This window comes from Enterococcus sp. DIV1444a (assembly GCF_051712125.1).
Lineage (GTDB): Bacteria > Bacillota > Bacilli > Lactobacillales > Enterococcaceae > Enterococcus > Enterococcus faecalis.
This window is the reverse complement of sequence record NZ_JBIOOG010000001.1, coordinates 2,517,557-2,539,506: the sequence shown is the minus strand read 5'-3', so window position 1 is coordinate 2,539,506 and position 21,950 is coordinate 2,517,557. Positions and strand designations below refer to the sequence as shown.

Sequence of the window (21,950 nt, the reverse complement as noted above, 5' to 3'; positions counted from 1 at the left end):
AATAAAAGGAGGCAGGACAATGGAGCGATGTACTTGGGCAATGAATACAAGTGAAGAGATGCAAGCCTATCATGATGATGAATGGGGACGTCCAGTTCATGAAGAACAGAAATTATTTGAGTTGTTGTCCTTGGAAAGTATGCAAGCGGGCTTAATCTGGGCGATTATTTTGAATAAACGAGAAGCGCTCAGGGCAGCTTATGATGCGTTTGATTATCGGGAAATTGCACGATATGACGAGGAAAAAATTTTAGCTTTACTAGCAAATCCTGGTGTGATTCGTCATCGTTTAAAAATTCAAGCGACCATCACGAATGCGCAAGTTTTTCAAGAAATTCAGGCAGAATTTGGCTCCTTTGATCGCTACCTTTGGAACTTTGTCGATCAGCAACCAATCGTTAATCACTGGCAACGGCCAGAAGAGGTTCCAGCCTCCACGGAATTATCGCAACAGATTAGTCGAGCATTAAAAAAACGAGGGTTTAAATTTTTAGGCGCAACGACAGTCTATTCCTTTTTACAGGCAGCAGGTTTGGTGAATGATCATTTAGAAACGTGTCAATATAAATAATAAAAGGCTCCTTCCAAAATTGAAGGAGCCTTTTATTTTATTCTTTATACGCCCACTTGAAGTCGTATTTAGCACCTGTTGGATGATAAATAATTTCTTTCACGTTTGGTGCACGTAAATGTGATTCTGCTTTTTGGTAAATTGGCACAACGCCCATATCAGCAATTACTGTTTTTTCAGCGTTGATTAAATCTTCCCAGCGTTTTTCAGGATCGTTAACATCCGTGGTTTTTGAAGCAGCGATGAATTTGTCGTATTCAGGATTGCTGTAGCGTCCACGGTTATTAGAAGTTGAGCTTTCTAATAAATCTAAGAAGTTAATTGGGTCTGAATAGTCGGCACTCCAACCACGCACGGCGATTTGGAAATCTCCTTTTAAGGTACGATCTAAACGAACGGCCATAGGGACGGGCGTTACAGTTACTTTTAAGCCTTCCAACGTATCAGACAGTGATCCTTGAAGATATTCGCCCATTTTTTTAGCGCCTTCAGAGTCGTCTACCATTAAATCAACTGTTAAGTTGGAAACACCAAGTTCTTGTTTCGCTTTGTTCCAGTATTCCACCGCTTTTTTCTTGTCGTATTTGACTAATTTGTCGCTGCCAGCTTCTTTAACAAAGTCTTCACCCGTTTTTGGTGATTTCGCGACATCCACAGGGACGAAGCCTTGTGAAGGAAGAGAGCCATTGGCTAAAATGTTTTTAGCTAATGAATCGCGATCGATCGCATAAGACATAGCACGACGTAAGTTTGCATTGGTCAATGGTGATTTTTCATCTGCTTGATTCATTTCTAAATAGAAAGAAGAAGCGGCTTTTAATTGGACCAAGTCAGGCGAGTTTTGCATTTGTTGCGCCAGTTCGCCAGATAAATACGTATCATCCACTTCACCAGTTTCATAAAGATTTAAGGCAGTTGGGGCTTCTTTCACCACGTTGATAGCTACTTTGTCTAACTTAACTGTATCCTTGTCCCAATATTCTTCATTTTTAGTTAAAGACCATTTAGTATCTGTTCCGGGACCATCAAACTCAGTTAGCGTAAATGGACCATTGTAGACTGCTTTATCGCTACTCTTTGTATAATCTTTACCAAAACGTTCAACGATATCTTGACGTTGCGGCAAGAAAGAAGGGAAAGCCAATAAATCGTCAAAATATGGCGTTGCTGTTTCTAAGGTGATTTCTAATTCATGATCATTGATTGCTTTAATACCCAATTCTTCTTTAGGTAGTTCCCCTTTAGAAATTTTTTCAGCATTTTTTACTGGTTCAAACATGTAGGCATATTCTGAAGCAGTGGCCGGGTCCACTGTTCGTTGCCAACCGTAAACGTAATCTGCAGCAGTAACCGGTTTGCCATCAGACCATTTTGATTCTTCACGTAATTTAACTTTGTAAACTAAACCGTCTTCTGAAACAGTTGCTTTTTCGGCTGCCCCAGCAGGCGCAGGTTTGTTGTCTTTATCTAAACGATAGATTCCTTCGTAGACATTATTTAAAGTGGTAAAACTCACTTCGTCTGTCGCAAGAGACGGATCGGCACTAGGCATTTCTTGGGATTCAACCATTGTGAATACTTGGTTGTTGCTGCCACCGTTGTTTGCTCCTTTATCGTCACTGCCACCGCCGCAGGCCGCTAAAGCTAAGCTTGATAATACAAGTAATGAAGTAAATAAAACAGATTTCTTCATTTGACACGCTCCTTTTCATTTTTAGCAATACTCTCAGTATAATGTAAAAATGAAAAGGAGAAATTAAAAAATCGTTAGAAATGATTATTCTTTTATCAATTTTTAAAAAATGTCTAATCTTTTTTATGAAAAAAGCGGACAAACGTTGATAAGTAAAGATTTAAGCTGATTTCCATGCAGAAAATATTCTATTTTTGAGTATTTATTCATCATTGATTTGATTTTTTTGACATAAAATAAACATCCCTTTTACAAAAAAGAAATGAGAAGAAAAAAAGATTGTTACAAAAGCAAATAAGTGCTTTTGTAACAATCTTTTTAATCTTTTAATCGTTGGATGTCAATGACAGTTCCTGTGTAGGCATCTGCAGTGAATTCGTATTGAACAATGCCGTCGTCTTCAATACGACAAATTCCGCCAGTATACGTTTTGGAGTGGATGGCGAATTTCCGCAAGGGTTTTTTCTCAAACTCAATCCACGAACCTTCAATCGGTCCTTCTTTTAAAAAAGCAGCTTTTACATTTTCTAAGACGAGATCAGCGGAGATTGTTTTTTTCTTATGGTAGAACAAGGTTGAGGCAATGCCGCCTACTAAACCAAGACCAACGCCTAGCGCTAAGCCGCCTTTAAAGTATGTCAACTCATTTTCTTCGTTCATTTGTATGACCTCCCTTGGTCGGTTTCTGCTTACTATTACTTTTGTCAGTATCACTCTTATTTTACCATAGAGAAGGGGCCGCTGAGAAATAAAAAAAGTTTTTCAATCATTCTTTTAGGGCATTCTCATTGTCACGTTTAAAAAGAGAAAGCGATGTGCATTTTCTAGTATTTGCGTTATAATAAGAGTGAAATCATATGAAAGGAGTACCTATTTTTATCGACAGGATAAAGTGACTTTTTTAGAGGAAAAGTGACGCTTGGTTGGCGTAATTTCCAACAAATCAAAAGCAATAGGACATACATCTATGGAAGAAAAAACATTTCAACGAATTAAGGAATTAACTGAATTACAAGGAACTAGCGGATTTGAAGATGACATTCGCGCGTATATGAAAGAACATATCACCCCTTTAGTGGACGAAGTTCAATATGATGGTTTAGGTGGTATTTTTGGGCTTAAACGTTCAAAAGTGGAAGCAGCGCCCCGCGTAATGGTAGCAGCCCACATGGACGAAGTTGGCTTCATGTTAACTCAAATTAACGATAATGGTCTATTCCAAGTGGTTCCTTTAGGTGGTTGGAATCCCTATGTTGTTTCAGCACAACGTTTTACGTTAAAAACAAGTAAAGGGAACTATCCATGTATTTCTTCATCTATTCCGCCACACTTGTTACGTGGTACGAGTGGTCAAAAACAATTAGAAGTCTCTGATGTGTTATTTGATGCAGGATTCTCTTCAAAAGAAGAAGCTGAAAGCTTTGGTGTTCGTCCAGGGGATTCCATTGTTCCACAAACAGAAACGATTAAAACAGCCAATGGCAAAAATATTATCAGTAAATCATGGGATAACCGCTATGGTTGTACGTTGGTATTAGATGCATTGGAAACGTTACAAAATGAAGAATTAGGCCACACATTAATTGCTGGAGCAAACGTACAAGAAGAAGTTGGTTTACGTGGTTCTAAACCATCTGTTCATAAATTTAATCCAGATATCTTCTTTGCGGTGGATTGTTCAGCGGCAGATGATATTCACACGAAAAAAGGGACGTATGGTCATTTAGGTGAAGGAACGTTATTACGGATTTTCGACCCAGGTTTGATCACATTGCCTCGCTTACGTGAATATTTATTAGATACAGCAGCGACACACAATATTCCGTATCAATATTTTGTTTCTAAAGGCGGAACGGATGCTGGGGCTGCGCACACAACTAATAATGGTGTACCAAGTACAGTCATCGGCGTTTGTGGTCGTTACATCCATACGCATCAAACAATGTTTAGTATTGCGGATTATGAAGCAGCGCGGGAAATGTTGTTACAAGCATTACGTGGCTTGGATAAATCAACAGTTAATACAATTGTTTACGGAAAGTAGAGGATGTTTAAATGATTTATCCCAATTCATTAGAAGAACTAGCCACTTATGTTGAAAAAGGTAAAAATGTTTTCTTCTTTACTGCTGATTGGTGCGGAGACTGTCGTTTCATTAAACCAGTCATGCCTGAAATTGAAGAAGCATTTCCAGCGTTTCAATTTATCGAAGTCGACCGTGATCAGTTTATTGACGTGGCTGCCGAGTGGAATATTTTTGGTATTCCGAGTTTTGTCGTAATTGAAAACGGTCAAGAGTTAGGACGCTTAGTAAACAAAGACCGAAAAACAAAAGAAGAAATCAGTGCATTTTTAACTAGCTTAGGCTAATTTTCATGAACCAGAGGAACCATTAAATTAAGAGAGAATCAGCTGGACAAAAGGGCGTTCTGCACAAGGGTCCTAAATTCGTTTTTGACTCTAGTTTCTTAGTCAAAGAAGCCTTTTAGATCAGCCTCCATCGGGAAGGTGACGAAAATGGAAGAACAAATGTATAAAAATATTCTTGTCGGCGTAGACGGTAGTGATCAAGCCAATTTAGCTTATGAACGTGCAATTGAGGTTGCTCGTCGAAACGGAAGCCGAGTCATTGTTGCAAATATTTTAGAAAATCAAGTGTACACAATGATGGGGTATTCGACGTTAAATGATCAATTAATTGATCAAGAAACAGCTGCTGCAGAAGAATTAATGGCCGATTGTAAAAAGTATGCGGAAAGCGTTGATTTTCATAATGTTGAAACAGTTACCATGTTTGGTTCACCCAAAGAAGTCATGAGTCATGAATTACCTGAAAAATACAATGTTGATTTAATTATGGTGGGACAATCAGGATTAAACGCCGTCGAACGTGTGGTTATGGGAAGCGTCAGTAGCTACATTATTCGTCAAGCCCCTTGCGATGTCTTAATTGTTCACTCTGAAGAAAAATAAGTAAAAAAGTAATTGATTAAATAGAGAGTTGACCGAATGTTTCTTTGGGTTTTTCCAAAGGATCAACGGCTTGTCACTCAAAATTGAGGACTTGGAGAATAAGTCGTAGCGACATATTTTCCAAGTCTTTTAGTTTTTCGACAAAAAAGTATGCACAATGGGTCAATTTTTGATAAGATAAGACAGGAAAACGACAGAGGAGGAACAGAAATGATTTTTGCATATAATAAAGAGCACGTTGGTGATGTTTTACTTGTCATCGTTGCGGACGATCAAGGTGCGGAAAACCAAGTAAAACGTGTTGGCGATGTAGCACGTGTAAGTTTAGTTGAGGCGCCAGAAACGGTGGTAGCTTGGAATATTTTCAACGCTTCAGCACTTCTAGGTGACATTAATGGCACAGGCCAAGTGACTTTAACAGATGAACAAATTGAAAAAGTCAATACAGCGATTAAAGATGCGGGATTTTCAGAAACTATTGAAAAAGACGACACCCCTAAAATTGTGGTCGGTTTTGTTAAATCATGTAAAAAACACCCAGATTCAGATCATTTATCTATCACACAAACAGAAGTAGACAACGGCGAAATTTTACAAATTGTTTGTGGCGCACCGAATATCAAAGCAGGACAAAAAGTAGTTGTTGCCAAACCAGGCGCAATGATGCCTGATGGCTTAATGATTTGGCCAGGGGTTTTACGTGGTGAAGAAAGTTTTGGAATGATTTGTTCAGCAAAAGAATTACGTTTACCCAATGCACCAGCTAAAAAAGGCATCTTAGAGTTGCCTTTTGATGCAGAAGTTGGTTCTGCATTTGCGGTAGGAGAATAAAAGAAAGAAACGACCTGTTGTTCAGACAACAGGTCGTTTCTTTCTTTTATTGACTTTTATTGATTGCTGCGATTATTTTGTTGCGTTAAAGCTGATTTATCAATGGTTAAATCGATGGTTGCTTTCATTTCTTTAGAACCACGATAATAAGTCACTTCCATTTTGTCGCCAACTTTTTTCTTGTAAAGCGCGCTTTGTAAATCTGTAGTAGAGCTTACGTCTTGGCCGTCAACTTTCGTGATAACATCGTATTTTTCCAAGCCAGCCTTTTCAGCAGGGGTAGCTGCTTCAACACCACGAACTACTACGCCCGTTTTTACGGAAGCTGGAATTTTTAAAATTTGTTCTTGTTGTTGTGAAGAGATTCCTGTTAAATCAGACATCGTAATCCCTAGAGCCGGCCGCGTCACTTTACCATCTTTTTCTAATTGGTTGATAATGTTGACTACGTCATTACTTGGAATCGCAAAGCCCATCCCTTCAACACTCACTTGACTAGTTGATTGCACAATTTTTACTGAGTTAATTCCAATGACTTGCCCTTCAATATTAATTAGTGGGCCCCCAGAATTTCCTGGATTGATTGCAGCATCGGTTTGAATGGCATTAATATTGATGGTTTCACCAGACTCATTTTTATTGGTAATATTTCTATTCACAGAAGAGATGATTCCTTGTGTGACAGAGTTAGCATAATCAGAACCTAGCGGGGAACCAATCGCAATAGCAGGCTCACCGACTGTGAGTTTACTAGAATTCCCAAACTCAGCGACTTGATCAACCTTGTCGGAAGAAATTTTAATCACGGCTAAATCCGTATAAGCATCGGTTCCGACTAGTTCGCCTTTCACTTTGGTACCATCAGATAAAACAACTTCCAATCCTTGTGCTTTATCTACGACGTGGTTATTCGTCACGACATAAGCCGTTTTACCATCTTTCTTATAAATAACTCCGCTTCCTTCACTGGCTGCTTCTAAATCGTTACCATTGTTGCCAGAAGAGTCTTGCGTACCTTCATTACCACCGAACAATCCCCCAAAAGGATCATCTGCCGAAGAATTGTTGTTAGCACTTTGCATATTAATGACAGAAACCACAGAATTTTGAACTTTTTTCACGGCTTTTGTGACATCGCTAGAAACATTGTAACTCACATTGCTAACTTTTGTATCGCCATGGTTAGTGGATGTCGTCGTCGCCGCATTATTTCCGCCGTTGGGGGAGGGAATAATCCCAGAATAAGCGCCTCCTAGAATAAGGGCGCCACCAAGTAAGCCGCCAGCTAAACCAATCCCAAATTTTTGCAATAAACTTTTTTTATCTGAATTAGGTGTAACATCTTTTCGTTGCATAAAATAACCTCCCAATAAGTGCATCTGAATTTTCTATATTAAGTATATCTGTTTCCTACTCCTTTAGTCTATCGAATAGCTTTGAATTTTTTATGAACAACTTAGGGAAAAATTACAGAAAAAATACGAATGAAAAAGTTATACACAGAAAAATGTGAACAAATCGGGAATAAGTCTGTGTACAGTTTTTAGAAAAGTTATCCACAGAATGTGGATAATGTGGACAAATAAGTGGCGAATATGTGTTTGTATTGAAAAAGCTGTTAAATAACGTAATTTTCCGGTTTGTTCTGTGGATAACTCTGTGTATATGTGTATAAGTATGTGGAAACGTTGTGGAAAGTAGCAAAGCTTCGTGCTAAAATAAGAACGAAAAGAAAACGAGAAAGTAGTGAAATAGGTGAAAATTAAACTAGTAACAGTCGGAAAACTGAAAGAAAAATACCTGATTCAAGGCATTAATGAATATCTGAAACGTTTAAATAGCTATGCCAAGATGGAAATCATCGAAGTACCAGATGAAAAAGCCCCGGAAAAACTCAGTGAAGCTGAAATGCTTCAAGTCAAAGAAAAAGAAGGCCAACGTATTTTGGGGAAAATTAATGACAATGAATACGTCTTTGTTTTAGCCATCAATGGCAAACAATTATCTAGTGAAGAATTTTCAAAAGAAATTGAACAATTAGGGATTAGTGGCAAAAGTAACCTAACCTTTATCATTGGTGGCTCTTTAGGTCTCAGTGATTCAGTCCTTCAGCGAAGTAATCAACAAATTTCTTTTGGCCGCTTGACTTATCCACATCAGTTAATGCGTTTGGTATTAGTGGAACAAATTTATCGAGGTTTTCGGATTATGAAAGGGGAACCGTATCATAAGTAGGGGCGGTGTTTAAGAAGCGGAAATTTAGAAAGAAGGAGTCAAAATAGATGTTAGATAAATTTTCTGCCCCAACACTAAATAAGTTACAAAAAGATAATCAGCATATTTATTATGTATACTGTTTGGTTGATCCAAGAAACAACCAACCTTTTTATATTGGTAAAGGGAAAGATAATCGTGTTTTTGCTCATCGACAAGCTGCGCTAAATTTGTTGCGACAATCAAATTTATTAAAAAACGATGAAACAGCGGGAACATTAAAAATAAAAACGATTCAAGAGATAAATGCATTGGGGATGCAAGTACTAAGCTATATACTTAGTTATGGATTATCTGAAGCTGAGGCTTTTGCAAGTGAAAATGCGTTGATTAATTATGCACGGCTTATTCAAAGGCTACCGTTGACAAACTTAGTAAAAGGGCATGGTTCTAAAGCTATGTTAGTGGAAGACATTGAAGAATGTTTTGGTTTTCAACCTATGTCAATAAGTGAAATAGCAACAGATGAGTTAATTCTAGCGGTGAAAGTCAGAGATGCTTTTCGCCTTAGTAAGGATGAAACGAAAGAGTATCCATTAGATGATACATTACGTGATGTTGATAACTTGAAATCGCGGACCTTGGGTAACTGGGTAATTGGTCGTGATAAAATACACCGTATTCGCTATATTATAGCCATTAACACTGGAGCGGATAATGCTGTTGTTGCTGCATACAAAGTTTCTTCAAAGTATTCAGAATCAAAAATATCTGAGAATGGCCTGACTCGTTATGCATTCCAAGCTTTATCAAGTAGAAAGGACACGTTAAAAGAGCTCAATTTATATAAAAAATGTTTGCCAGGAATTAAGTTTGGTAGCGGTAGTGCTGTTGCGTATATTAATAACTAGAATTTTTATTTAAAATAATTATTGTTTTATGAATATATTCAAAATAACAATAACGAAAAAAGCAGACTTCCATTCAAGAAGTCTGCTTTTTCATTAATTACTCCGCTTCCGCATTTTCCAAGTCAGCGACATCAGTCAGATAAGTGGCTTCATCCAACAAATCTTCCGAATGTGCGACATAAATCGCAGTGGCGCTATCACCAACCACGTTTAGGCTAGTAACGAGCATTTCGATTGGACGATTAATGGCTAAAATCAATGAATACGTCGCAATCGCAATCTCATTGTTATAGTTTAAACCAGTTAAAATAGTGAAAAGGATAATCCCGCCAGCGCCAGGTGCCGCCGGTGTACCAATAGATGACATCAAAGCTAAAATGGCAATCAAGGCAATATTAGCTGGTGTCACTTCATAACCAGCGACGCCCGCCACAAAAATAGCCGCAATTACTTGCATAATCGCTGTGCCGTTCATGTTGATAGTCATTCCTAACGGCAAGACAAAGGCGGCAACATCGCTGTCGACACCTAACTCTTCAACCGTCGTTTTTGTATTTAACGGTAAAGTGGCTGCCGAAGAAGAAGTAGAAAATCCAAAGACCACAACTTTCATAATCTTTTTAATAAAAGGAACAGGATTTAATTTTGTCGCAAATAAGATAAATAATGGGTAGCCGATCATCAAAAAGGCTAAGAGCGTCGCTGTCGTTGTTACGACGTAGACTAACGCTGGTTTTAAATAATCAATCCCGTAAGAAGCAAACGTCCGAACTAACAACATAAAGACGGCGATAGGAGCAAATTTAGTAATTACAAAGGTTAAAAATAACGTGACCATCGCATTGACTTCTTCAATTAATTTTTTGAAAACACGAATTTTATCCCCTAATGCATTAATACATAAACCAGTAATCACTGCTAACACAACAACTGCTAAAATCGCACCATTGTCGCTAAATGCAGAACCGATATTTTTCGTGACAGCATTGACAATCACCATTAATGGATTGCCGCTAGTACTTACTTCGACAGGAGCTAGCGCTTCAGATAACGACACATTAAAAGCACCAGTTAAATATACGCTATAGCCCACAATCCCTGCTGTTAGTAGAGCAATCAGTGACATCGATAAAAAGCCAAAAATCGTTTTATAAGAAATTCGTCCTAATTTTTGCGTATCGGTAATATGACAAATGGCTAAAGTAATTGAAGTAAAGACCATCGGCACAATCACTAATTGTAGGCCGTTGATAAATAGTTGACCAATAATATAGAAAAGCCCAATCGCAGATTGTCCTTTTTCAGGATCTGAAATATCTTGGAAAAGAATCTGATTGATTGTCTGCCACACGGCGCCTTGATTGCTGCGAATAAGGTGCTCTCTTAAAAATAAAAAGCCGAGCCCAACGATTAATCCTCCCACCAATGAAATCACCATTTTTTTGGTAAATGAGATACCTTTCACTTCACGTTTTTTCTTTTCCACTTTGTTGCCTCCCAAATAAATTGATTAAGCACCGCGCAAAAAAAGCCTTGCACACAAAAAAAGGGCAAGACATCTCGTATCATTCATTATACAAAAATACAGAATTTTACAGAACTTTGCCTTGTTAGCCTCTCGGACTATCTTAAAGGTACTTTTCCACATACTAAGGGAAACTACGAGAATTGTCAATTCTTTTTTACTTAGGGGGGTGTTATTTTTGAAGAAAGAAAGTGACCTTACTCTTTCCGAAGATTAAGCAGCCAAAAAAGAACTACAACGGATTTTTTTGCAGTATAATAGAAAATAGAAACGGAAAAACAGGCACCAACACAAAGGAGGTATTTTTATGAAAGTCACTCAACTTTCTAGTGAAACCCTTGACCGAGCGCACGAACGTTTTGAAGAAACACTTGCGCAAATGACCGTTGCCGAAGCAAACACGATGCCCGCGCCATTAATTAAGTCTGTTACTTGGCTAATGTGGCACACAGCCAGAGAATTAGACCTACAAATTTCCGCACTTAATCATAGTGATCCGTTATGGCTTAGTCAACACTGGACAGAAAAATTTGCCTTGGATTTGCCAGATGAGACAGAAGACTGGCATCACACACCAGAAGAAGCGGCGAAAGTCGTGGTGGCAGAAAAGCAATTGCTTAGTGACTATTTGGCTGCTAGTGTGGCACTTACCAAAAGCTATTTAGACCAAGTCAAAGAAGAACAATTGTCAGACGTGATTGATAAAAATTGGACCCCACCCGTGACTAGACAAGTACGTTTAGTTTCAGCGATTGATGATGCAGTGATGCATTCTGGGCAAGCTGTTTATACACGAAGATTAGTCATTGGAAAATGATAAATAAGCAAAAATAAAAATGCTTCTGCCTAAGCAGGAGCATTTTTTATTGAAAGAAAAAATACATAAAAAAATGAACGAAGGACTGTCCACTTTTTCCTTAGTTGAAACGTTGTATAAGTGAAAGGAGCAATCAGATGAAAAAGGAGGCAAATTTTGACGAAGTACTATTTTCTTTGGGGCAAGAAGTCATCCAAGTCTTGATTCGCCGAGGAGCAAGTCTTGAAGATGCACAAGATGCAGTGTCGCAAACATATACAACGATTTTTTCAATATTACCTGAAATTACGTCCGAAAATCTACGCCCGTGGTTTTTCCGAGTAACATTTAATTACTACATTACGATGTATCGAAAAAAGAAGCGAGAACGCACTTTTGTGGCAAACAGTCATCCTGTGCAATCAATAGAAAAAATGGAAGGTCAAGAGTTATTATTATTGATTGATTCCTTAAAAGATGAGGAACAAGAACTATTACTTTTAAAATATTATTATCAATTATCGTATGCCGAGATTGCGTTAATTTTAGAAGTATCTGTTGAAAATGTTCGCAAAAAATTGTATCGCACACGTCAAAAACTAAAAAAAGAACTGGAGGAATAGCAGTGGATTTAAAAAAAAGTATTCGTAAAGCGAAAAGAAAACAATTTCTCGTGATTGGTGCAATAACCGTTGTTAGTTTTGTCGTATTGTTTGTCGGTTTTTTTGTGGGAATGGATAAACTTTCGACGAAAAACTATCAGGCCTTACTAGAAGTAATTAATGATCAAGAAATGATTGCTTCACCAAACACTCAATTAGACTCCCAAGTAATTGCTAATAGTTCGCCTTTTGGGGGCGAAGTTGTGACCAATCGTTCAAAAAATATTGATGGTTACACGGTGGAATGGAGTAATTTACGCAGCAGATATAGCTTTTTCAGAAATTCGATTGACTGGAATGAAGCCTATCCTGGCAGCTATTATTCTTCTAAGAATTTTTATGAATACAACCGCCAAACTAAGCAGAAAGTGGCGTCTTTTTATAACCCAGCGATTACCAATTACTATGGTGGTATCAAAAATGAATTAACTGAATTAGACAAAATGGAAAACCAAGTAGCGGAAGTGGCGATTTCTTTTGATAAACCTTATCCATATGAAGAAGTCCGTAAAATGTTGCCAAGTAATGTCAACTTAGTTTGGCTCTATGTTTACTCCGAAACGGTTAATGAAACAGAAGGTCCTTCAGGTACGCTACCTTATGGTTTTCAATTAAGCATGGACGATCACAACGAAATATTTGATCCTGAAAATGATAAGCAACACTTTTTTGAAACCTTAGAAAAATCCCCCATGTTTGCTGACAACCAAGAAGGCCAAAAGTTTATCCAACAAAATAAAAATAAAAAAGTCGAAAAATTACCTGTTTGGGGAGTCATGCTCACCGGACAAACCAAAAATTTCAAAGCCTTACAAAATGAACCTTTTGTTCGTGGTGCTTCAATTGGCGTGACGGCACCTATCGTTCCCTATATTCAGCCAGAGAAATAAACGTTCTTCAAAATTCTAAGCCTTCCGACTGATTTTGCTTCAACGATATTGTCAGTAAAAATAGAAAACGTTATAATAGAATGGATCACAGAAAGTGCTTCTACAATGCGTGGGAGCACTTTTTTTACTTATCTATGAGGAGGACAAGTGAATGTTTTTTAATTTTATTGGGTTAACGTTATTTTTTGGTATCGGAATCTTAGTTGCGAATGGCGCCAAAATTGTAGCGAATAAAGGGAAAAAGAGTAAGGGGACCATTCTATTAATGGTGATGGAATTGCTCTTGTTAGGTATCTTTTTATTTGTGACTTTGCCAAGTAAAAATCTTTCAACCGTGTTGTGGATTAATTTGATTGGCGCAGTGATTGCTAGTGGGGTGTTATTAGGTACACGCTTAGCTAGTAAAGTCGAAGTTCCTGGTCTCCAAAAGTTCCGCAAAGAAGTAGGGAAGAATACCAACAAAACGGCTAACAAAGACTGGTCTGGCAAAATTATGGGTGTTGCCGTTTTGGCAATGATTTTGTTGACCATTGTCAGTAGTATTACCAGAATTTCTTCTATTGATGAAATTTATCAAACGATTCCTTTAAAAACGGAAGAAAAAGCTGAAGTTTTAACTTCGGCGAAAGAAACGCCAATTGCGATTGCACCACAAACGGCGAAACGAAAAATGTTACAGAAATTTTCTGTCATTCCCAATTCCAATATGTTTACTTTGGATGGTATAACGGCACAAGTTGTCAATGGCGAGTATGTTTATGTAGCAACAGTCGAATTTAATGGCTTCTTTAAATGGCTAAAACTGGGGGAAGTACCTGGCTATTTCATCATTAGTGCGACAGATATCAACGCACAGCCAGAATTTGTAGAAAAACCAATTGTTTACACTCCCTCAGCTTACTTTGGCAAAGATGCCGCACGAAAAATTTACTCTGCTTATCCAGGTTATGCAGCAACTGGCACAATCAATTTAGAGCTGGACGACCAAGGGAATCCTTACTATATTCAAACGCTTTACAAAGAGTATGGCGTTTCTGGTCGTATGCACTATAATGAATTTAAAACGGCAGTATTGAATGCTACAACAGGCGAAGTCAACGTTTATGACAGTCAAAAAGCCCCAAGTTTCGTTGATGCGCCGATTACTAGTTCAGCGGCGAATAGCTTAAATGAATTCTTTGGTCGTTACAGTCAAGGCTGGTGGAACCAGACGATGTTTGGTGCCAAAAAAGACGTCAAAATTCCAACTGAAAATGGCATTTATGCATCAGGACAAATTACGCCGATGATGAACAAAGAAGGGAACCAATTGCTTTATTTTACGGACTTTACAAGTAGTGAAAAAGACCAAGATTCTGCTTTAGGTTATTCCTTAATCAATGCACGAACAGGCCAAGTTACGTATTATCGTGATACTAAAGTCGGCATTATGGATAGTGATGGCGCCATTTCTATCGCCTCAAAAATTTATCCAGAAAAGAAATGGAAAGCTAGTATGCCAGTCCTTTATAACATTGATGGCGTGCCAACATGGATTGTTTCGTTAATGGACAGTAAAGGGATTTTCAAAAAATATGTTTATATAAACGCTGTAGATAACGATATTGTGATTGATGCAGACACGGCACAAGGCGCATTGGACGCTTACCGAATTGAGTTAGTAACCAAAGGAAGCAACAATGAAAATACAGATAAAGCCAACTTGAAAACGATGCAAGGTAAAGTTGCTCGTGTCTCAGTAGTAGCTGGGGAAGCGCAAACGGTAGTTTCATTTTTACTAGAAGATGAAAAAACCATTTTTAGCGTAACAACTAATAACAGTCCGCTGGCGCTATTCTTAAAAGAGGGCGACCAAGTGTCATTTAAAGCCGTAGTGACTGAAAATGCTAAAGCAGCGAATGTTGAAGAATTGAAAATTGCAGGATTAAATTAAATAAAACACCTCTTTTCTATGAAAAAGAGGTGTTTTATTCTTGGGAAAGAAGAAAAATCCACTTAATTCTGCTATGATAAGAGAGAAAAAGAAAACGAAGGAGCTTCGCCCATGCGCAACATAAAATTAACCATTGAATACGATGGTAAAAGATACTCAGGTTGGCAACGACTAGGCAATTCAGAGAAAACGATTCAAGGAAAAATTGAAAGTATTTTAACACAGATGACGGGTGAACCGATTGAAATTATTGGTTCAGGCAGAACGGATGCTGGCACACATGCACGTGGTCAAGTAGCGAATTTTAAAACGACTAGTTCACTGACAACGAACGAAATGTTATCCTTTTTAAATCGATATTTACCTGGCGATATTGTTGTTAAAGCAGTCACAGAAATGCCTGAACGTTTTCATGCACGGTATAACGCCACAGGCAAACAATATAGCTACTATGTTTGGAATAGCCCAATTCCTAATGCTTTTGAACGGTATCATAGCTTTCACTTTCCCAAAGCGTTGGATCAAGAAAAAATGGAACAAGCTTGCCAAAAATTAATAGGGACCCATGATTTTATTGGCTTTTCAGCATTGAAAAAAACCAAAAAATCGACCACTCGAACGATTGAAAAGATTACGATTGAAAGAAACGGTGAAATGTTACAGTTCACTTTTGTGGGCAATGGTTTCTTGCATAAAATGGTCCGCATCCTCGTTGGGACACTTTTAGAAATTGGTGCCGGCACCAAAGAATTAGCGATAATTGACGAATTATTCGCAACAAAAGTCCGAGAAGGCGCAGGTGAAACGGCTCCTGCACAAGGGTTGTTTTTAGATGAAGTGTATTATAAATAACAAAAAAATAAATTTTCTTTAACCACACCAATTAAAAAGTTGAACTTCATCTAAAAAGTGCTAACGTTAAGAAGAGATTAACAATAGAAAGAGGTCATTTTGTTGCTATCTTTACTTATTTCTGTCAAAAAATTATTTTCATCTTTTTTAGGTATCTTAAAAAAAGAAGACACTCGTGCCTTGTTCTTTTTATTGGCAACCACGTTGTTGAGTGGGACCATTTTTTATTCAACAGTGGAAAAATTGTCGCCATTAGATTCGTTATATTTAAGTTTCATGACGTTAACCACGATTGGTTATGGGGATATTCATCCAGTCACTGACTTGGGAAAAATTTTCACCATGGTTTATGCTACAGTGGGCTTGGGGATTATGGCTATGTTTATTTCGGTCGTAGCAAAATCCTACCTGTATTCTAAACAAAATCATCACCACCATCACCACCATCACCATAAAAACAAAGAACATTCGGCGGAAAAGTCTTCAGAAAAATAGACGAAATTGATTAGTTGACCAAGTGTTTCTCGAAAAATGAAAGTTTTTTGAGAAACACTCTTTTTTTATCTTAATAATTATGGTAGTATGTCCCAAACTGTATTTTATTTTAAAGGAGCGTGAAGTGAATGGTCAAAGCGATTCGGAAATTATCGTTAATTCAAAAAATCATGATAGGGATTGTGATTGGAACCACCTTGGGTTTCTTGGTGCCTGAATGGACCTTCATCAGCGTTCTTGGTGAATTGTTTGTGGGTGCCTTAAAAGCAATTGCGCCGATTTTAGTTTTTGTCTTAATTATTGCATCGCTAGCCCAACAAAAGGCTGGAGCGAAAACATATGTGGGATCAATTTTAGTTGTGTATCTGTTAGCGACATTTTTGGCAGCTGTTGTTGCCGTGACGGCAAGCTATCTGTTTCCCGTTAAGATTGTCTTGGAGGCGGCGCAGGAAGCGCAAGCAGCTCCAACGCAACTTAGCGATGTTTTAAGCAATGTGTTAACAAGCGTTGTCCAAAATCCGATTCAAGCGATGATTGAAGGCAATTATTTATCTGTTTTATTTTGGTCCTCATTAATCGGCATTGGGTTACGCCAAAGTTCGGTCGCTACCAAGGATGTGATTGCTAACCTTTCAACAGGAATTACCACGGTCGTTCAAATGATTATCGGCATTGCGCCAATTGGCATTCTAGGCTTGGTGTTTCATTCGGTGGCAACAACAGGCATTGCAGGGTTAGCCAAGTATGGTCAGTTATTATTATTGTTAATTGGTACGATGGCCGTGGTTGCTTTAGTCGTTTATCCAGCGATTGTCTTTTGGAATATTCGACAAAATCCGTATCCGTTAGTCTTTTTTGTATTAAAGGAAAGTGCGATTCCCGCATTCTTTACACGCAGTTCTGCGGCCAATATTCCCATTAATATGGAATTGGCGAAAGCAATGGATTTAAATGAAGAATCTTATGCGGTCTCTATTCCGCTGGGCGCAACGATTAATATGGGCGGCGCAGCCATTACGATTACTATTATGACATTGGCGGCAGTCCACACATTAGGCATGTCCGTACCAATCTATTTAGCATTATTGTTGAGTATCATCGCCGCTGTTTCTGCTTGTGGGGCTTCAGGAATTGCTGGTGGCTCCTTGTTGTTAATTCCGCTTGCATGTAGTTTGTTTGGCATTTCCAATGACATTGCCATGCAAGTCGTCGGCGTTGGCTTTATTGTCGGCGTAGTCCAAGATTCCATTGAAACAGCGTTGAACTCTTCTAGTGACTTGTTGTTTACCACCTCAGTTGAGTTAGCAGACCGACGTAAAAATGGTGAAATTATTGATGTCAAAGCGTTAATTGGCAAAAGTCAATTGGTGGTCGAACAAGAAAATATTTAAAAGAAAGGAACAACCCGCTAAAATGTGGGTTGTTCCTTTCTTTTATAATCTCGGCCCCATTTTTTTCAGGGGCCACTGAAATTATCGACCATTTTGTGAAGAAAATCCTCTCTATAATAAAGGTATCAAGTAAATAGGAGGTACACGAAATGAAATGGTATCAACTTTCCTCAACAAAAGTAATCGAGCAGACTAAGACGAAGCAAACGGGTCTTTCTAGCGAAGAACGTCAGCAACGTTTACAAACGAATGGTTCAAATAAAATTGAAGAAAAACAACAACTGAAAACGTGGCAAAAGCTAGCCAAACATTTTACAGATTTACTAATGGTGGTCTTACTTGCTGCCGCAATTCTAAAATTTGCCACAGGCGAAGTGATCGAAGGAAGTATCATTTTTCTAGTGGTGCTTGTCAATGGCTTTGTCGGTTATTGGCAAGAGCGTAAAGCAGAAGAATCATTAGACGGCCTGAAACAGATGATGGGCCAAGAGGCAGTCGTTCTAATTGATGGACAAAAAACAACCGTTTCTTCTGAAACATTGGTTCTGGGGGATGTAGTCACGTTACAAGCTGGCGATGTAGTTCCAGCAGATTTGCGCTTATTTGATGTTCATAATCTGATGATTGAAGAATCAATTTTGACAGGCGAATCAGAAGCCGTGGAGAAAATTACCGGTTCCTTGAATGAGGAATTGCCAACAGGCGATCAAAAGAATTTGGCTTTTTCAGGAACACTTGTCCAAGCAGGTTCGGCATTAGGTGTTGTAGTAGAAACAGGAAATGCCACTGAAGTTGGAAAAATTAATCACGCGTTGCAGTCAGTAGCTCAAAAAACAACGCCGCTCGTACGGAAAATGCACCAATTAAACAAGCAAATTTTCCAAGGGATTATGGTCTTGATCGTGTTTCTGATTTTCTTTACCACTTTTCGTCATGGCATGGAATGGAGCCTCTTATTTTCTGCGATGATTGCATTAATTGTAGCAATGATTCCAGAAGGCTTACCTGCTGTGTTAACGATGATTTTATCGATGGGTGTTCATGAGATGGCTAGAGAAAATGCGATTATTAAAGGCATGCCTTCCGTTGAAACATTAGGTTCAATGACAGTTATCTGTTCAGATAAAACGGGAACGCTAACTAAAAATGAAATGACGGTAATGGATGTAGTGACTGAAGAAATGACCATTGTCAAAGAGATTATGGCCAACTGTCAAGAATTGAAATTACAAGACCAACAAAAAATCGCCGACTTGCAAGGGAATCCTACCGAGTTAGCTTTACTACAATATGTCGATCAGGAGCAACTGTCTTTACGCCCTGTAGAAAAGAAAATTCCGTTTAGTTCAAGTTACAAATACATGGCCACTCGCCATCCGCAAGCAGAAGGTTCAATTATTTATGTCAAAGGTGCACCAGAAGTATTGTTACAACTTTCTACGTTATCTGATAATCAAAAAGGTGATTGGCAAGCACAAGCTGCGCAATTAGCGCAAAAAGGACAACGAGTATTAGGTTTTGCCTATAAGACAGTTACGTCACAACAGGAACTGACACATGAAACATTGTCAGGATTGACGTTTGCTGGTCTGGCAGGCATCATCGATCCGCCAAAAGAAAGTGCCATTCAAGCCGTCAAAGAATCTCAAGAAGCAGGTATTTCAGTCAAAATGATTACCGGAGACCATAAAGATACAGCGCAAGCCATTGGCGAGCAAGTTGGTTTAAAGCATACGAAAAAAGTGCTTGAAGGACTAGAAATTGATGCTATGTCAGATGGAGAATTAGCTCAGCACGTTCAAAATGTCGATGTATTTGCACGAACGACGCCAGAACATAAATTACGAATTGTCACGGCGTTACAAAACAATGGCGAAATTGTCGGCATGACCGGCGATGGTGTGAACGATGCGCCAGCATTAAAGAAAGCCGATGTTGGAATTGCCATGGGAATTAAAGGAAGTGAAGTAACAAAACAAGCCGCAGATATGGTTTTGGCAGATGATAATTTCCATACGATTGCTAAAGCTGTGAAAGAAGGGCGCCGCATTTTTGATAACTTGAAAAAGACGATTACCTTCTTCTTGCCAACCTCTTTGGCACAAGGCTTAATTGTTGTCTGGGCGCTTTTAATGAATCATCCTCTCCCGTTGACACCTGTCCAGATATTATGGGTAAACATGGTAACTACGATTACTTTGTCTTATGCATTAGGTTTTGAAAAAGCGAGTGCTGATATCATGAAACGACCACCAAGAGATGTCAATGAAGGCATTTTAACAAAGTACAGTATTTTTAGAATCGTCTATGTGTCGGTACTCATTATGGTACCAGGTTACCTCATGGCGTTACAATTCGAGGGACAAGCCTTACAGCAAACCTTCCTCTTACAAAGTATCGTCTTAGCACAAGCAGCGTATATGATAAACTGTCGTAAGTTGGTTGATCCGTCGTTAAGCACAGGCTTTTTCCAAAATAAAGTGTTGTTTGCTTCATTAGGAATCCTCTTTTTACTACAAGCACTAGTGGTCTACTTGCCAGTAGCGCAGCAATTAATTGGCACAACTTCTTTAAATGGCCTTCAATTAGCAATGATTTTCGTCCATGTTGTGAGTCTGTTCTTCCTTGTCGAAGGGGAAAAATATATAACCAAACGATTCATGACGAAAGAAAGCCAAAAAACTAGCGAATGTCCTCGCTAGTTCCTTTAAAAATAAGAATGAAGAGTGAGCTCTGCTAGTCGGCGGAGTTCATTTTTTGTTGGAATTAAAGAGAGATAAAAGACAGGAAGATCAAGATGATCCAAGGGGAAATTGGAAATAATTATGTCGGCTTCATTTAACGTCAACTGGCTTAGTTCCACATATTCAATAGCTTGTAATTTCACGCGAGTACCTAAATAAGCGGCTAATTCTTGTTGCAAAAAAGCTTTCCAAGCAGGTTCCCCTTGAAAGAGGAAATAGGCGGTCATCGTTTGCGCCTGAATGGAATAAATAGCTTGTTTTTCTAACAAAGAAGCCAAACTAAGAAAATAAGTTGGTTCTTCAATCGTGGTGTAGCGAGATAAAATCTCCAAAAGTTCTTGGTTGCTCTTTGATAACGCAAGGTCCTCCGCGGCTTGTTCGGTCATTAATTCTTGATATTCCAATTGAAATTGCTCAGAAAGTGTTGGGGACTCGGTATATTTAATGAATAACAATAACAGATTATCTAATAAATTTGTTTGGGTTAAATCAGGTCGGGCTTCTTCAGTGGAAAAATTAGTGACAAACTGCTGTAACGACTTTCGCAGCTGACTGTAATGAGTGTGGAGCGCAGAAGCCAACGTTTTGCCATAGACATTATCGTAATTCCAGCTTTCTAAGAAACAAAAGAAGGCAAAAAAACTTTCCTCTCCTTGCAAATAGATGCCTTCAGAAGCATAAAGCTTTGCCAAGGACGGTTGATAAAGTTGAAATAAGACATCTTTTGAGTCAAAAGAAAATTGACTCACTCGGCAGTTGGCTTTGTTGCGAATCGTGTTAATAAAAAACCAACAAGCGCCAAAAATTTCTTCCGTTTCCACCGTCAACTCACTACTGTAAACTTGTTTTAAAAATTGGAAATAATGCTCCTCATGAATAGAATAATCGTCAAAAAAATAATTATTGTGAGTAAAAGGCACCAACAAACGATGATAAAAAATCCGAATATTGCTTTCTGCCCCGATCAGCTGAATGGTGGTTGTGGTTAGCTGAATCGTTAAATGAAAATCACGTAAGGCCTGATTCATTTTCTTGATATGTCGCTTCAAAGTTTCATAAGAAATACCACTAGTGCTCAAAAAAGAAGTTGTCACCAACTCTTTCGTAAATAGTAGCTCTTTTAATAGCTGAATACTAATGGATTGAGGTAAAAATAATGACCAAAGCTCGTTGGTTTGCGCATTCCCCTGATTGCGTAACCGAATACCACTGCTATCGGTTTCAATGGACCAGTCGGCGGGTAATTGACTGCGAATATACTGCAAATCCGAAAAAACGGTTCGCCCTGTCGTCTGGATTTGCGTGGCTAAACGCTTCGCTGTCAGTTGTGGAACATTTAATAACTGTTCCAACAAACGAATTTGCCGAAGCAAATCCTTTTCTGTTATCACACGTTTTAACATGGAGTACATGGCAAAACCTCCTTTTGCTTAAGAATACGGATAAAAAGGGGATTGGTCAATTAAAAA

Annotated in this window: 20 protein-coding genes; 15 read left to right on the top strand and 5 right to left on the bottom strand. The window is 38.5% G+C overall.

The window, feature by feature from the left end:
- The first annotated feature begins 19 nt into the window (after positions 1-19).
- A complete protein-coding gene (locus tag IGI87_RS12220; RefSeq protein ID WP_438737198.1) occupies positions 20-571 on the top strand; it encodes a DNA-3-methyladenine glycosylase I in 552 nt (183 codons plus the stop codon).
- Positions 572-608: 37 nt separating this feature from the next.
- Here the strand turns inward: IGI87_RS12220 and IGI87_RS12215 are convergent, their stop codons facing one another.
- Entirely contained in the window at positions 609-2,264 is a 1,656-nt protein-coding gene (locus IGI87_RS12215) for a peptide ABC transporter substrate-binding protein (RefSeq protein WP_280211559.1), read from the bottom strand.
- Between the two features lie 318 nt (positions 2,265-2,582).
- Positions 2,583-2,924 carry a PepSY domain-containing protein gene (locus IGI87_RS12210; protein WP_002355012.1) on the bottom strand — a complete coding sequence of 114 codons (342 nt, stop codon included), beginning with the start codon at positions 2,922-2,924 and terminating at the stop codon, positions 2,583-2,585.
- 307 nt (positions 2,925-3,231) lie between these two features.
- Here IGI87_RS12210 and pepA point away from each other — a divergent pair, with 307 nt between their 5' ends.
- The 4 genes from pepA (at position 3,232) to ytpR (ending at position 6,068) form a co-directional block, all read left to right on the top strand.
- Positions 3,232-4,308: a glutamyl aminopeptidase gene (gene pepA / locus IGI87_RS12205; protein ID WP_104858270.1), complete on the top strand. Its 1,077-nt coding sequence runs from the start codon at positions 3,232-3,234 to the stop codon at positions 4,306-4,308.
- 11 nt (positions 4,309-4,319) lie between these two features.
- Entirely contained in the window at positions 4,320-4,634 is a 315-nt protein-coding gene (locus tag IGI87_RS12200; RefSeq protein WP_002355015.1) for a thioredoxin family protein, read from the top strand.
- Between the two features lie 147 nt (positions 4,635-4,781).
- Positions 4,782-5,237: a universal stress protein gene (locus IGI87_RS12195; RefSeq protein WP_002385249.1), complete on the top strand. Its 456-nt coding sequence runs from the start codon at positions 4,782-4,784 to the stop codon at positions 5,235-5,237.
- A 210-nt stretch (positions 5,238-5,447) separates the two neighbouring features.
- Positions 5,448-6,068, top strand: a complete 621-nt coding sequence (gene ytpR, locus IGI87_RS12190) for a YtpR family tRNA-binding protein (RefSeq protein ID WP_129317351.1) — start codon at positions 5,448-5,450, stop codon at positions 6,066-6,068.
- A gap of 56 nt (positions 6,069-6,124) precedes the next feature.
- On the opposite strand, the gene IGI87_RS12185 is transcribed toward ytpR, so the two are convergent.
- Positions 6,125-7,423: a S1C family serine protease gene (locus IGI87_RS12185; RefSeq protein WP_342214538.1), complete on the bottom strand. Its 1,299-nt coding sequence runs from the start codon at positions 7,421-7,423 to the stop codon at positions 6,125-6,127.
- 400 nt (positions 7,424-7,823) lie between these two features.
- Here IGI87_RS12185 and rlmH point away from each other — a divergent pair, with 400 nt between their 5' ends.
- Together rlmH and IGI87_RS12175 are read left to right on the top strand one after the other, a co-directional pair.
- The gene (rlmH, locus tag IGI87_RS12180; RefSeq protein ID WP_438737193.1) at positions 7,824-8,303 is read left to right on the top strand and encodes a 23S rRNA (pseudouridine(1915)-N(3))-methyltransferase RlmH; all 480 of its coding nucleotides are present in this window, start codon (positions 7,824-7,826) and stop codon (positions 8,301-8,303) included.
- A 47-nt stretch (positions 8,304-8,350) separates the two neighbouring features.
- Positions 8,351-9,193: an LEM-3-like GIY-YIG domain-containing protein gene (locus tag IGI87_RS12175; RefSeq protein WP_438737191.1), complete on the top strand. Its 843-nt coding sequence runs from the start codon at positions 8,351-8,353 to the stop codon at positions 9,191-9,193.
- A gap of 97 nt (positions 9,194-9,290) precedes the next feature.
- Here the strand turns inward: IGI87_RS12175 and IGI87_RS12170 are convergent, their stop codons facing one another.
- Entirely contained in the window at positions 9,291-10,694 is a 1,404-nt protein-coding gene (locus IGI87_RS12170; protein WP_438737189.1) for a dicarboxylate/amino acid:cation symporter, read from the bottom strand.
- A gap of 331 nt (positions 10,695-11,025) precedes the next feature.
- Between IGI87_RS12170 and gst the strand changes: the two genes are divergently transcribed.
- The 8 genes from gst to IGI87_RS12130 all read left to right on the top strand — a co-directional run bounded on the left by gst (position 11,026) and on the right by IGI87_RS12130 (position 20,439).
- Entirely contained in the window at positions 11,026-11,535 is a 510-nt protein-coding gene (gene gst / locus IGI87_RS12165) for a DinB family glutathione transferase (RefSeq protein WP_104855184.1), read from the top strand.
- A 137-nt stretch (positions 11,536-11,672) separates the two neighbouring features.
- Entirely contained in the window at positions 11,673-12,137 is a 465-nt protein-coding gene (locus IGI87_RS12160; RefSeq protein ID WP_104855183.1) for an RNA polymerase sigma factor, read from the top strand.
- Positions 12,138-12,139: 2 nt separating this feature from the next.
- Positions 12,140-13,066 carry an anti-sigma factor gene (locus tag IGI87_RS12155; RefSeq protein WP_104855182.1) on the top strand — a complete coding sequence of 309 codons (927 nt, stop codon included), beginning with the start codon at positions 12,140-12,142 and terminating at the stop codon, positions 13,064-13,066.
- Positions 13,067-13,217: 151 nt separating this feature from the next.
- Positions 13,218-14,999 (top strand): DNA-binding protein, encoded by a 1,782-nt coding sequence (locus IGI87_RS12150; protein ID WP_438737187.1) that lies wholly within the window; start codon positions 13,218-13,220, stop codon positions 14,997-14,999.
- A gap of 111 nt (positions 15,000-15,110) precedes the next feature.
- Complete coding sequence (truA, locus tag IGI87_RS12145) at positions 15,111-15,851, top strand: tRNA pseudouridine(38-40) synthase TruA (RefSeq protein WP_438737185.1); 741 nt, start codon at positions 15,111-15,113, stop codon at positions 15,849-15,851.
- Between the two features lie 102 nt (positions 15,852-15,953).
- Positions 15,954-16,346, top strand: a complete 393-nt coding sequence (locus IGI87_RS12140; protein WP_438737183.1) for a potassium channel family protein — start codon at positions 15,954-15,956, stop codon at positions 16,344-16,346.
- 128 nt (positions 16,347-16,474) lie between these two features.
- The gene (gene sstT / locus IGI87_RS12135; protein ID WP_002355037.1) at positions 16,475-17,737 is read left to right on the top strand and encodes a serine/threonine transporter SstT; all 1,263 of its coding nucleotides are present in this window, start codon (positions 16,475-16,477) and stop codon (positions 17,735-17,737) included.
- A 149-nt stretch (positions 17,738-17,886) separates the two neighbouring features.
- Positions 17,887-20,439, top strand: coding sequence for a cation-transporting P-type ATPase (locus tag IGI87_RS12130; RefSeq protein ID WP_438737181.1), 2,553 nt, complete (start codon positions 17,887-17,889; stop codon positions 20,437-20,439).
- Between the two features lie 5 nt (positions 20,440-20,444).
- On the opposite strand, the gene IGI87_RS12125 is transcribed toward IGI87_RS12130, so the two are convergent.
- Entirely contained in the window at positions 20,445-21,884 is a 1,440-nt protein-coding gene (locus IGI87_RS12125; RefSeq protein ID WP_438737438.1) for a helix-turn-helix domain-containing protein, read from the bottom strand.
- Between the last annotated feature and the right edge of the window lie 66 nt (positions 21,885-21,950).